Source organism: Bacillus sp. UNC41MFS5 (assembly GCF_000686805.1).
Genome location: NZ_JMLP01000018.1, coordinates 52,055 through 66,336 on the forward strand (window position 1 = coordinate 52,055; position 14,282 = coordinate 66,336).

Sequence of the window (14,282 nt, forward strand, 5' to 3'; positions counted from 1 at the left end):
AGAAAAAAATGACAGTAGTAATTCCAGAATCGATGCAAAAACTGATCCAACATGTGAAGGAATGCTTTCCTGGGGATCAAAAATTACACGATATGTTTGAGCAATGCTTTGTTAATACGTATACCACGACGCTGAAAAAGCTGGAAGACGGAAAAACATTTGTCGTCACCGGTGACATTCCGGCGATGTGGTTAAGAGACTCTGCGGCACAAGTGCGCCCCTATTTGCTGGCTGCAGAGGAGGATGAGGAGCTGGCCGAATTACTCGAAGGGGTGATTCGCCAGCAATTCGCCTTTATCCTGCATGACCCTTATGCCAATGCGTTTAATGAAACGGAGAATGGCAGGGGGCATCAAACCGATCTTACCGACTTGACCCCCTATATTTGGGAACGGAAATATGAAATTGACTCGTTATGCTATCCAATCCAGCTTGCTTATCTGTTTTGGAAGTCAACCGGCCGTACGGCTTATATAAAAGAAACGCTCCAAGAAGTGCTGGAGACAATCATTCATGTTTGGAGAACGGAGCAGGATCATGAAAACAAGTCTCCTTACCGGTTTGAACGGGCCGATGTGCGCCAGTCCGATACCTTGACCCGCGAAGGAAAAGGGGGGCGTGTGGTTCCGACGGGAATGACCTGGAGTGCCTTCCGCCCAAGTGATGATGCCTGCACATACGGATACCTGGTCCCGGCAAATATGTTTGCCGTTGTCGTGTTAGGGTATGCGGCTGAAATGTGTGATGAGGTGTTAAAGGATTCTTCCTTAAAAGAAGAATGCTTAAAGCTTCGTGAGGAAATCAGGCAGGGGATTGAACAATATGCGAAATTGGATCATCCGATCTACGGTGATATGTATGTCTATGAAACTGATGGGGAAGGCCGCGTTAATTTAATGGATGACGCCAATGTGCCAAGTTTGCTTGCGGCCCCGTATTTAGGGTACCAGCCATTTGATGATGAGACGTATCTCAATACACGCAAGTTCCTTTTGAGCAGAGATAATCCTTATTATTACGAGGGTAAATATGCCAATGGTATCGGCAGCCCGCATACGCCGGACCACTACATTTGGCATATTGCCTTGGCCATCCAGGGGATGACCGCGGTAAGCGAAGCGGAGAAACAGCAAATTTTGTCTTATTTTAAAAACACCGATGGCGGTACGGATTTTATGCACGAAGGCTTTAACGCCGACTGTCCGGAGGAATTTACTAGAGACTGGTTCGCGTGGGCCAACACGATGTTTAGTGAATTCGTGCTGAGTTTAACCGGTAAAGCTGTCAAAGGCAGTCCACTTTATCATCATTTGCAGAAAAATAACGGCAAGCTAGTTTAAGTTTAATTGGAAAGGGTGGTGCCGTATGAAAAATGGTTCATGGATGATCGTTGTTTGTGAATGGATATGGAGGGCGATCTCAGCAAATATTTGCTGGATTGCCTTTACCGCCTTGGGACTCGGGGTATTTGGTTTTTTCCCGGCAACGGTTGCCCTGTTTACAATCGTCCGTAAATGGCTGAGAAAAGATACCGATGTACATGTTTGGAAGACGTTTAAGCAGGTGTATTTTAAAGAATGGAAGAGAAGCAATGGAATAGGCCTTGTTTTTTACAGCATCGGCCTTTTTCTTTTTATCGATATCAGGATTACAGAGACCTTTATGTCGGGTGTTTTAGCCAGCTTCCTTTCAATCATCCTTTACATCCTGGTGATCATCCTACTATTGGCAGTCGGCCATTTCTTTGCCGTCTATGTCCATTATGAGCTTTCCAGTAGGGAATACATCAAACAGTCCTTTCTCGTCACCTTAACGGGGCTGCCTTCGACTATCTGGATTGGGGCCGGTTTTTTGGTAATTGGCTACCTGATCAATCAGGTTCCCGGCCTCATCCCGTTTATTTCTGCGGTTGCTCCTGCCTATTGGATGATGAAGGTTTGTCTTATCCGGTTTGCTCGTTTAGAAAGGGCCTGTTAAAGGTAAAATTGTAGCGATTTCCGATTCGCTGATAAAAGTGTGAAATTCGCTGATAAATGCTCCGGATTCGCTGATAAAAATCAAAAATTCGCCGATAAAACATAAAAATTCGCCGATAAATCTATCAAACTAGTTTTTCTAGTGTAAAAATACACTTTTAATTTGCGTTTTTGTAGTTAAAAACAACAAAGCTGACGAAAAAAGCATGAACCAGATTGGAATTCGGAGAGAAAAGGGGGAATACAAGTGGAACTGTACTTAAAGGGGGACATATCTGCTGTCGCAGATGGTCTTGAGCTTGTTTCTAAACGATTAAAAGTTCAACTTTCTACTGATGGATACCCAATACAAGTGAAACATCAGCAAGGGCCGTTAAGAATCGTGAATAAAAACGACCACGGAGAAATTTCATTCGAAAAGCCGGTTCATTTTTTCCGGGCGATTGGATTGTGGGTGGAGAATTATCAGAAAAGCGGCGAATTCGATATCACCGAAAATCCCCAGTTTAACATGAGTGGCGTGATGCTGGATGCGTCGAGAAATGCGGTTCCCACCGTTGCTGACGTAGAAAAGCTTCTGCAGCACATGGCCGTCATGGGATTAGATACCCTGATGCTTTATACAGAGGACACCTACGAGGTCAAGGAATATCCTTACTTTGGATATATGCGCGGAAGATATACATTTGAGGAGCTCCAAGCATGTGATGAATATGCCGAAAAGCTCGGGATCGAAATGATCCCTTGCATTCAAACCTTGGGCCACCTGCGGGAAGCCCTGAAATGGAATTATGCCTCAAAGATCAAAGACACCGATGATATCCTGCTCGTTGATGAGCCCAAAACGTATGATTTTTTAGAGAGTTGTCTAAAAGCGGCCTCCGAGCCATTTCGGACCAAACGGATTCATATTGGTATGGACGAGACATTTCAGCTTGGCCTAGGAAAATATTTGGAGAAGCATGGCTATGAAAACCATATCGACCTCATGAACCGGCATCTCCAAAAGGTGGTCTCCATTACCGATAAGCTGGGTCTGAAACCGATGATTTGGAGCGATATGTACTTCCCGCTGTTTGCCGAAAACAGCCCTTATAAGGATGAAAGCGGCAGCATTCGGGAGGATATTCTGGAAGGGATTCCGGATGTCGAGCTTGTTTATTGGAACTATTACCGGAAAGAACAAGAAGTGTATGAACGAGATTTTCAAAAACATAAGCTGCTCGGCTCCACGCCGATTTTTGCCGGCGGGGCTTGGACATGGAATGGACTGGCGCCGAACTATGGCAAAGCGATTGCGACAACAGAAGCGGCACTGGCTGCCTGTAAACAGGAAGGTATCGGCGAAATCTTTGTCACATTGTGGGGCGATAACGGGGCCGAAACGCCTTTTGCAACCGCTTATCCAATCTTACAATTATTTGCCGAGCACACCTACCAGAAGGAAGTTTCCCTTGAAAAGGTGTCAGAGCGTTTTAAATTTTGCGGTGGCGGGCATTTTGCCGATTTTATGAATTTGAAATTATTGGATGAAACACCGGGTGTCATGAAGGATAACATGAATACCTCCATGACGTCGAAAGTGCTCTTATACCAAGATAGTTTAATAGGTTTATATGACGAGAATGTCCGCGGTCTTTCTCTAGGGGAGCATTATCAGCAGCTAGTGCCCGTATTTGAAAAAGCCAAACAGGAGAATCCAGCCTGGGAAGCCCTGTTTGATTTATATGAACAGCTGGCGAGGGTGCTGGCTGACAAAGCGGAAATCGGCATCAAGATTCTAGCGGCGTATCAGAACAACGATTTTGAACAAATGAAATCCATTCTTATGATTTTGGATCGAATCCAAGCGAATGTGGATCTATTAAGACAAAAGCACCGAAACGTCTGGTTTTCAGCGTATAAGCCATTTGGCTGGGAAGTGATCGATATTCGTTATGGCGGCGTTATTACCCGGATTGATTCCGTCAAATACCGGATTCAGGAGTGGCTCATGGGAAGGATTCCCCGGATCGAGGAATTGGAAGAAAAACGGTTGCGCCATGATGGGCCATGGGAAATCGTGGATGGGCTGGTAGGCGGTAATGTCTATCATCGGATCGTCACTGCAGGCAACTTTTCATTATAAAAACTAGTTATAACGAGGTGAAAGCATGTTTTTAACAGAAAGAAAATTTGAAGAGCGCATCAGGGAATTAGAGGGTTACCGGTACCGAGATCTTAAGGGAATTCATCAATTTTTCGCCCAGGAGGATGATGGTTCAATTGGTGCCTATCCACCGGCTGCGTATGATGAACAAAAGGTGATGAATATCGGTGACTACTGGAAAGGCCGCGATCGCTATATTTGGCTTCATGCAGAGATCGATACTCATTTGCCATCTGCCGATCAGCAGATTGTCGGACTATTCTCGTTTGGAAAAACGGGCGGGGGCAATAATTCAGGCTTTGAATCCCTTTTATTTGTCAATGGTAAACCCTATCAGGGTGTCGATTCCAACCATGAAGAAGTACTCTTCGATGACCAAACGGCCAAGGGGCCGATGCGCTTGGATTTCAGGCTCTGGTCAGGACTTGAGGGTGGAGGAGTTCCGACAGAAAATGAATTTAAGCTGCAAATGGCCGCGATCGGATGGCTGGATCGCCGGGTAGATAATCTCTATTACACCCTATTAGCTGCTTATGAAGTGATAAAAGAAACAAGTGAGTCGGATTCCGCCTATACCATTTTGAAAAAGTTAATTTCGGATGCCCTTCATTTGATTAATTGGACCGAGCCCGGCAGCCCTGAATTTTATCAGTCCTGTTATGCGGCGGAGGAAAGCCTTACAGAGGCGATTCAGTCCTTCACCAAAACATCAGACATCACCATCCATACTGTCGGCCATACCCATATTGATGTGGCTTGGCTTTGGCGGTTAAAAAATACACGGGAGAAGTCTGCTCGTTCTTTTTCAACGGTCTTGCATTTAATGAATCAATTCCCTGAATATTTATTTTTGCAAACACAGCCTCAGCTCTATGACTATATCAAAACGGATTATCCTGAGATTTACGCTCAAATAAAGGACCGAGTGGCTGAAGGCAAATGGGAAGCTGGCGGAGCGATGTGGCTTGAGTCGGACTGTAATATTCCGAGCGGCGAATCGCTTGTCCGCCAAATCCTGCACGGGAAGAACTTTTTTAAAGAAGAGTTTGGCATCGATTGCGAGTATTTATGGCTACCGGATGTGTTCGGCTACAGCTGGGCGCTGCCGCAGATCTTAACAAAATCAGGCATTAAAACAATGATGACGACCAAAATTAGCTGGAATCAGTATAACCGGATGCCGCATGATACCTTTTACTGGAAAGGAATCGATGGTACCGAGATTTTAACGCATTTTATTACGACGCCGGAGCCATGGAATTCTCCGGACTCTTGGTTCTATACGTATAATGGCTTTATTACCGCGAAAACGGTGAATGGCACATGGAAGGGTTATCGTGATAAGGATTTATCCAAAGATTTGCTTCTTTCCTATGGATATGGTGATGGCGGCGGCGGTGTCAATCGGCATATGCTTGAAATGCGCCGCAGATTTGATGAGTTGCCAGGGATGCCGAAGGTGAAAACGTCGACAGCCGGGGAATTTTTTAACAAGCTTCACGAGAATGTTGCCGAATCGGATGGCTATATCCATAAATGGGATGGCGAGCTGTACCTCGAGTACCACCGGGGCACTTATACCAGCCAGGCGTTTATGAAGCAGATGAATCGAAAATTGGAGCTTCTATACCGACGGGCCGAATTCCTCACTTCATGGCTTTCTGAAAACGGCCAATGGATGGGAACGGACGAGCTGAAAAATGGCTGGAAGATTATTTTGCGCAATCAATTCCATGATATTATTCCTGGTTCTTCTATCCATGAGGTGTATGAGGATGCCAAAGAAGAATACAAGGAAGCGCACGAGCTAGTTCGAAACGTGGAATCCCGTATCATTGAGCACGGAATCGAACAGGATGACCGCTCTGTCGTGCTCTTTAATGCCACTCACCACCAGGGGAAGAAAAATGTGGCGGTCCAGCAATTTGCCGATTTTGCCGGAGGCGTTTGGAAAAACAGCAAGGGAGAAATTTTAACCCATCAAAAACGGGATAACGGCTGGCTGATTGAGGTCGACACCCTTCCTTCCTTTGGGGCCAAGACGTTATATTTTGAGCCGGCGGCAGCCGTTCAGGAAACGAATTCGAATTTCAGCTATCAGGACCGGAAATTGGAAACGCCGTATTACCTAGTTGAATGGAATGAATTTGGCCAAATGACGTCCCTCTTTGATAAGGAAGCAGGCCGTGGGGTTTTCGCTGAGAATCAAAAGGGGAATATCTTGCAAATTTTCGAAGATAAGCCACTTGCCCATGATGCTTGGGATATCGATCTCTTTTATCAAGAAAAAATGGAAGAAATCCGTGATTTAATCAGATTTGAAGTCGTGGAAAATGGGGAATTGACGTTTACGATTCTTGCTAAGTGGACTTATCATTATTCTGAAATCTCCCAGCGGATTGTCTTTTATCAAAATGACCGCCGCATTGATTTTGAAACAACGGTGGATTGGCATGAAAAGAGAAAACTGCTGAAGGCTGCTTTCCCAGTGGATATCCGCGCCACCGAGGCCACTTATGATATTCAATATGGAAATGTGAAGCGCCCGACTCATTGGAATACAAGCTGGGATATGGCTAAATTTGAAACGGTCGGCCATCAGTGGGCCGACCTGTCAGAACCAGACTATGGGGTAAGCCTACTGAACGATTCCAAATATGGCTACGACATTAAAGAAAATATCATGCGTATCACTCTATTAAAATCAGCGATTCATCCTGATCCACAAGCAGACCAGGGAACCCATTCGTTCGTTTATTCGCTTTACCCGCATATCGGGGAATGGCGCAAAGCGAAAACGGTGGAGACAGCGTGGGATTTAAACGATCCTGTTGTGGCTTCTGAAGGGAAATGGGCAAAGGAAGAGTCTTTCCTCGAAATGGATTCGGACCATGTTTGGATTGATTCTATTAAGCCGGCCTATGATGGCAACGGCATCATTATCCGCCTTCATGAATATGAAGGACGCAGGGGCAAGATTTCTTTGGATATTCTCGCAGGCATGAACTCATGGGTGGAGACCGATTTGATGGAGGAACCAATTGGAGAGGAATCGGCATCGCCGATTGAGGTTGAAATCAAACCGTATGAGATTAAGACTTTTAGAGTTTTATAGGATAAAAAAGAACCGACTAGACCGCTTCAGTCGGTTCTCTCATTTTACTGTATTAAATTCTAAGATTTTTGCACTTAATCCCAAATTAGTCAACTATAATTAGGTCCCTTTTCCCTATAAAATAAAGGTATGGAAGTGCTTACATAATATTCGGAAGGAGGAAAAACATGAAAAGGATATTAAGTGATCTCTATAAAAATCGAGTTTGGCTGCTTATGGTGTTACCAGGAACAATTTGGCTGCTCCTATTTTCGTATTTGCCGATGTTTGGACAGGTATTGGCCTTTAAAAAGTTCCGAATTGATCCCGATGGATTTTTTGCCAGCGTCATGAATAGTGAATGGGTTGGCTTTGACAACTTCAAATATTTATTTAGTACAAATGATGCCTGGATCATTACCAGAAATACCATCCTCTACAATCTTGTCTTTATCATATTAGGGCTGGTAACGGCGGTTGCAACAGCTGTCTTGCTCAGTGAGTTAATCAATAAGAGGCTGTCGAAGGTTTACCAAACTTCTATTTTGTTCCCGCATTTTATTTCATGGGTTATCGGCAGTTATTTTGTCTTCACTTTCTTAAGTACGGAACACGGCTTGTTAAATCATATTCTTGGCTGGTTCCATGTCGACCCTATATCGTGGTATAGCGAATCGAAATATTGGCCATTTATTCTCGTATTCATGAGCATGTGGAAGGGCGTTGGTTACGGCAGTATCGTTTACTTAGCCTCCATCGTCGGGATTGACCGGACGTATTATGAGGCAGCGATGATTGATGGCGCTTCAAAATGGAAGCAGATTAAACATGTTACCCTGCCAATGCTTAAGCCATTAATGATTATCCTGACCATCATGAATATTGGGCGGATCTTCAACTCGGATTTCGGATTGTTTTATCAAGTGCCAAGAGATTCGGGAGCTCTATATGGGGTGACAAATGTAATTGATACCTTCGTATACCGAGGACTTATGAATCTGGGGGATATCGGCATGAGTACAGCTGCAGGTCTATACCAGTCGGCTGTTGGATTTATCCTCGTGATCATTACCAACTACATTGTCCGTAAAGTGGATGAGGAAAGTGCCTTGTTTTAATGTTCATTTCTTTAGAAGGGAGGAAAAGTCGCCCGGCGGCTAATGATATGCCAAAACTAGAACAAACCCAATCAACGCTTCTTATTTCAAAACAAGTAGAAGAAATAAAAGAGGGAAAGCCTAAGGTCATCAGGAAGAAGTATCGGAACCCTCAACATATGCATCCGGCCGCAAATGCTATTATTAGTGTGCTGCTTGGGATTCTCGCATTTACGTGTATCTTTCCGTTTATCTATGTCATTATCATTTCGTTTACAAGTGAGGAAAGTATTGTCAGGAACGGTTTTCAATTGATCCCGAAGGAATGGAGCTTGGATGCTTATCATTATCTCTGGGGTATGAAGGAGTCCTTTTTCCGCTCCTATGGTGTCACGATTTTTATTACAATTATCGGTACCATCATCAGTGTGTTCATGATTACCTTTTATGCCTACGCGATTTCCAGACCGCAATTTAAGTATCGAAGATTTTTCACGTTTCTAGCATTCTTTACGATGCTTTTCAGCGGCGGACTGGTGCCGACTTACATCGTTGTCACCCAGTTCCTCCATTTGAAAAATTCCGTTTGGGCACTGATTTTGCCCCTTGCGATGAATGCATTTTACATTATCATTATGAGAACCTTCTTCTTAAAGTCCGTTTCTGAATCGATATTGGAATCGGCAAGAATCGATGGGGCAAGTGAATGGAGAATCTTCTTCCAAATCATCTTCCCGCTTTCCTTACCGGGAATTGCTACAATTGCCTTGTTCAGTACATTGGGTTATTGGAATGACTGGTTTACAGCTTTGCTTTATATTGATAACCCTAATCTGGTGCCGCTTCAAGCTTTACTCATGAAAATTGAGGCAAATCTTGAATTTATGAGAAAAAATATGGATGTCGCTATCATGCAGACAAGTTTATTTGATACGATTCCGCAAGAATCAGCCAAAATGGCTATGGTTGTAATCGCCACCTTACCGATCGCAGTCTCGTACCCGTTCTTCCAAAAGTACTTTATTAGCGGACTGACGATTGGCGGCGTTAAAGAATAATCAATAGAAAGAGGAGAAGAGGAATGAAGAAAAAGAAGTTAGGCATTATTCTCGCATCCGTACTGGCAGCTGGAACCCTTCTATCTGCCTGCACCAGCAAAGACAGTGCCACATCCGAAAAAAGCGGTAAAAATGGCCAGCCTTATGAAATTAATTGGTACACCATTGGAACCCCGCAAAAAGATACTGAAAAAGTCTTTGCAGAAGTCAACAAGTACACAAAGAAAAAAATCAATGCCACAGTGAAAATGACGCAGATTGACTGGGGTGATTGGGATCAAAAATCACAGGTGATGATCAATTCAGGGGAACCGTTTGACATTATTTTTACCAATGGTACCTCTTACGTTCAAAATGCCCAAAAAGGTGCCTTTAAGGACATTGACGATATGTTAGGAAAAGAGGGCAAAGAACTTAAAGAGGCTCTCAATCCGGCCCTGTTAGAAGGAATTAAGGTCAACGGAAAAATTTATGGCGTTCCTACTAATAAAGAGGCAGCAAGACAATCTGTTTATACCTTTAATAAACGCCTAGTAGACAAATACCACTTTGATCTTTCAAAAGTAAAAACCTTGGAAGACCTTGAACCGATGCTAAAAACGATTAAAGAGAATGAACCTGGCGTCACTCCAATGGCTACATTCAAAGCCTATCTGCCATACGATTATATCTTTAATAATGAAATGCCATTTGCCTTTGCAATGGAAGGCGATCGAGACCATGTGATTAATCAATTTGAATCTGACTTAACCATGAAAACCTATAAAACCATGCATCAATATTATAAGGCTGGATTCCTTAAAGAAGATGCAGCGACAAGTAAAGACAGCTGGCCGATGGATGTAGAAAACTGGTTTGTCCGCATGGGTGATTCTCAGCCATATGCTGATTTATTGTGGTCCCGCGCGTCTAAGTATGATGTTGTTTCCGTTCCGGCTGAAGATCCGATTACCATTAATGATTCTGTATCCGGTTCCATTCAGGCCATCTCAGCCACATCAAAGAATCCTGAGAAAGCAATGGAATTCCTGACACTACTTAACACAGACCCATATCTTCGTAACCTTGTTGACAAAGGTATTGAAGGTGTTCATTACGAAAAAAATGACGACGGAACAATTAAAGACCTTCCAGCACGTATCGATCGTTATAATGTTCCATCTTATTCACTTGGAAACTTCTTTGTTTTGGATTTGTATGAAAATGATCCTAAAGATAAATGGGATAAATTCGAAGAGTTTAACAAATCTGCCAAAACAGCGCCAACCCTTGGTTTCCATTTTAACAGCGACTCAGTAAGATCTGAGCTTGCATCGATTACGAATATATCAAAAGAATTCTATCCGGCATTGGCAACAGGTTCTGTTGACCCGGAAGAGTACTTGCCAAAATATAATAAGAAGTTAAAAGAAGCTGGAATTGACAAAGTCTTAAAAGAAATTCAAAAGCAATTTGACGATTGGAAGAGCAAGCAAAAATAAGAACAAAAAAGTCAAGCTGGGTGGAAAATCTCAGCTTGCTTTTATTTGAAACCGTAGGTTCCAGTGGTAGACTAGAAAAAACAATAAGTATAATTTGAGGACATCAAAATGGGATTAAGAAGAAAAGGACGTTTTACTCAAAAAATATTTAATAAACTATTCTTGGCATCATCTATCACTATTATTTTAACCATCATTGTTTTAATCGTTACAATCACGAACTATTACTCCGAAGTGATTATTCAAAAAGAAGTGAACGTCAATACCAGAACGATGGAGCGGGTGGAGGATTATTTTTCCGCTAAAGATGCAGATATTAATCGATCCAAAAGGGATTTTTATGTTAAAGGGGAAGTCATTGATGATATGACCTTTGCCCTTCAAAACGGGTATGCGAAATATTTGGAATACCGCCTCGATAAATTTTCGGAGGGCAAGTCCTTTGTACCGAATAATATTGATACGTATTTCAATGCCTATTTCGGTCAAGATAGCGATATTAACGCGATCAGTTTACGTTCGTTGGAAACTCCTTCTGTAGAATACCTGCTCATTTTTCAAAATTTACGATGGAATAAAAGCATCATCGATCCTTCCAGGCATTTAGGCAGCCTGTATCTTTCAGAAGAGATTCCCAATCTTGGCGGGGATGGTATTCCACGAGGCAGGCAGCTAAGAGATACCTTTACCAAAAAGATTGTCGTTAACAATCCAGTGACCTTAAAAAAAATAGGTGAGATTACTATTTTTTATGCTACTAATCGTCTAGACAAAATGGTCAAAAAGCGCGATGGAGTGCCTGCTTCCTTTTTTATCATGGATGCTGAAGGCAAAATCATCTATTCCGTCAATAAGGGTGATGTTCCCTTAGATATAATCAAACAGATAAAGCCTGAAACAAATGAGAAAAAAGTAAAGTGGCAGAATGACCATTTTTATATCAGTACCATTGCGAACCAGGGGGATTATACGTATGTCAGTGTTATTCCCGATAGAGGGTGGCAAAAGCTGACGATCGTAAGGGGAACCATGTGGGGCGTCATTATATTCTTCATCATTATTTCCATTTTAATATCCTATTCGTTTACTCGAAATTATTCAAGGCGTATTAATAAGATTGTTTCGATTATTCGGCAGGTTGAGAACGGAAATCTGGATGCCAGGATACCGGGATCCAAGCATGAAGATGAATTATCAAGGATTGCTGTCAATATCAATTCGATGTTAGATGAATTGAATAATTATATTGAACAATTTTACCTGTTAAATTTAAAGCAGCAGCAAGCGGAATTAAAAGCGCTTCAGGCCCAAATCGATCCTCATTTTTTATTTAATACGTTAGAGGCGATACGGATGGTGGCTGTCGTAGAGGGTTCAAAAACTTCTAGTAAAATGATTTTCCATTTATCAAAGCTATTCCGCTACTCGTTAGAATCAAAAGACACGGTACCTTTATATACAGAAATTGAATATGTCAATCAGTATTTAAAATTAATGCAATTTAAATTCCCAAACAAACTACAGGTTGATATTCATATACCTAGTGACGTGGAGCAAACACTTGTGCAAAAGCTCATTTTGCAGCCGATCATCGAAAATTATTTTGTTCATGGTTTTAGAAAGGACCGTTCTGACAATGAGTTACACATTCGTGCCACTCAGCTTGGGGAAACGTTGGAAATCACAGTGGAGGATAATGGTAAGGGGATAACGGAGGAGGATCTTGCGATGATTGTCCAGCATCTTAATTGTGAAGACGGGGATGAAATGGATTCAATTGGATTGAGAAATATCCATCAACGTTTAAAACTGAAATATGGAGACGCATTCGGCATTTCTTTGAAAAGTATCAAAGATAAGGGAACGATTGTGACACTTTCTATTCCAGTAAGAGGGACCAGCCATGTATAAGGTGCTTCTTGTTGATGACGAGCCGTTAATTACGATAGGCCTTCAAGCCCTCCTAGATTGGGAGGACTATGGCTTTGAAATTGTGTCGCGTGCCGAGAGTGGGGAAGAGGCTCTTACCTATCTTAAAGAACATCCAGTCGATCTCCTAATTACCGACATATTAATGGGAGAAATGTCCGGGTTGGATTTAATTGAGGAAGCGAAAAAAATCCAGCCGCAGGTGAGATGTATAATTTTAACTGGTTATCAAGAGTTTGAGTATATTAAGCAAGGTTTGTTATTAGGGATTGAAAACTATTTAGTCAAACCTGTGGATGAGGAAGAATTATTATCGACCATTCAAAATGTAGGCCGAAAAATGAATGCATTGTCGGGAGGTAATCAGGCACAGGAACCGTCTACGCTAATGGACAATACCTTATGGCGGTATTTAAATGGCGAGATTGAGAAGAACGACTGTCTGGAAAGATTGTCATTATATGATATCCAGTTTACTCAGCCGTATTATGCTGTTTCTATTTTAAGCTTTGAAAATTATTACAGAGTTGAGATTTTAAAGGAAATCAGAACCTTTATTGAGGAACATTACGCAGCCGTTTGTTTATTCAGTCCAAATCAAGACCTGGTCATTATTTTAGGGAGCGAAAAGGAAGAGGAACTGTATCGATATAACCAAGGCCTGGTCGAGCAGCTAAAGGATGACAAAAGAGGGGCCGGTTTATTCTATATAGCGATGGGAAAGCCGGTAAAAACGGTAGACGAATTAGAAGAAAGTTTTATGAGAGCAAGGGAATATAGCTTATTGCAGCTATATTCATGCCCAAATGTACTTCTTTCCGAACATTTGACGATTGATAAGCATGAAGAATTAAAAAAACAGCAAGAATTTAAAGAAACGATTGTCAAGCAGCTATTGAAAGCAGAGGGAGAAGTTTTTCAACGGATTGATTCTTTTTTTCAGGATCTCACCAAGAATTCCAGCTTTATCTCCCCACCAGCTGCCAGAAAATATATCGTTGATTTACTTTCTTATATCCATTATTCGTTGCAGCCGAACGATCTCTCCTATCATACAGCTGCCATCGAAAGAATCGTGTATAGCTCTGATATTGACGAGATGAAAGCCATTTTGAAGGAATATTGCCAGGAATTAATTTTTTCAATCCATAAGCAAGTTAATAATCGCAGTCCGATTGTCCAAAATGTCCTTGATTATATCCATGCCCACTATGATGAAGGGATTTCGTTAAAAACATTGGGCCAGCAGTTTCATGTCAATGCCATCTATTTGGGGCAATTATTTCAAAAAGAAGTAGGGGCGGTTTTTTCAGAATACCTAAACCGATACCGATTGGAAAAGGCAAAGGAGCTCCTCAAAACCACCCATTACCGTGCAGGTGAAATTGGCAAAAAGGTCGGGTATTCGGATACGGCTTATTTCTATAAACAGTTCAAAAAAAGTGTGGGAACGACACCAAGTGAATGGAGAAAAATTAAATAAAAGGATGGTGATAAT

9 protein-coding genes are annotated in these 14,282 nt (G+C 42.2%); all 9 read left to right on the plus strand.

Going from position 1 to position 14,282, the window contains the following annotated elements:
* Window positions 1-8: 8 nt before the first annotated feature.
* The 9 genes from BR30_RS33140 to BR30_RS0110870 all read left to right on the plus strand — a co-directional run bounded on the left by BR30_RS33140 (window position 9) and on the right by BR30_RS0110870 (window position 14,267).
* A complete protein-coding gene (locus tag BR30_RS33140; RefSeq protein ID WP_051633561.1) occupies window positions 9-1,340 on the plus strand; it encodes a glycoside hydrolase family 125 protein in 1,332 nt (443 codons plus the stop codon).
* A gap of 25 nt (window positions 1,341-1,365) precedes the next feature.
* A complete protein-coding gene (locus BR30_RS0110835) occupies window positions 1,366-1,977 on the plus strand; it encodes a YesL family protein (RefSeq protein WP_026565039.1) in 612 nt (203 codons plus the stop codon).
* Between the two features lie 246 nt (window positions 1,978-2,223).
* On the plus strand, window positions 2,224-4,104 hold the full coding sequence (locus BR30_RS0110840; protein ID WP_026565040.1) for a beta-N-acetylhexosaminidase: 1,881 nt from the start codon (window positions 2,224-2,226) through the stop codon (window positions 4,102-4,104).
* A gap of 25 nt (window positions 4,105-4,129) precedes the next feature.
* Window positions 4,130-7,240, plus strand: a complete 3,111-nt coding sequence (locus tag BR30_RS0110845) for an alpha-mannosidase (RefSeq protein WP_026565041.1) — start codon at window positions 4,130-4,132, stop codon at window positions 7,238-7,240.
* Window positions 7,241-7,407: 167 nt separating this feature from the next.
* Window positions 7,408-8,337 carry an ABC transporter permease gene (locus tag BR30_RS0110850; protein WP_026565042.1) on the plus strand — a complete coding sequence of 310 codons (930 nt, stop codon included), beginning with the start codon at window positions 7,408-7,410 and terminating at the stop codon, window positions 8,335-8,337.
* Window positions 8,338-8,495: 158 nt separating this feature from the next.
* Window positions 8,496-9,374, plus strand: coding sequence for a carbohydrate ABC transporter permease (locus BR30_RS0110855; RefSeq protein ID WP_051633567.1), 879 nt, complete (start codon window positions 8,496-8,498; stop codon window positions 9,372-9,374).
* 23 nt (window positions 9,375-9,397) lie between these two features.
* Window positions 9,398-10,855 carry an ABC transporter substrate-binding protein gene (locus tag BR30_RS0110860; RefSeq protein ID WP_026565044.1) on the plus strand — a complete coding sequence of 486 codons (1,458 nt, stop codon included), beginning with the start codon at window positions 9,398-9,400 and terminating at the stop codon, window positions 10,853-10,855.
* A 162-nt stretch (window positions 10,856-11,017) separates the two neighbouring features.
* Window positions 11,018-12,766, plus strand: a complete 1,749-nt coding sequence (locus BR30_RS0110865; protein ID WP_231507678.1) for a sensor histidine kinase — start codon at window positions 11,018-11,020, stop codon at window positions 12,764-12,766.
* Entirely contained in the window at window positions 12,759-14,267 is a 1,509-nt protein-coding gene (locus BR30_RS0110870; RefSeq protein ID WP_026565046.1) for a response regulator transcription factor, read from the plus strand. The genes BR30_RS0110865 and BR30_RS0110870 overlap by 8 nt, the downstream gene beginning before the upstream one ends.
* Window positions 14,268-14,282: the final 15 nt, after the last annotated feature.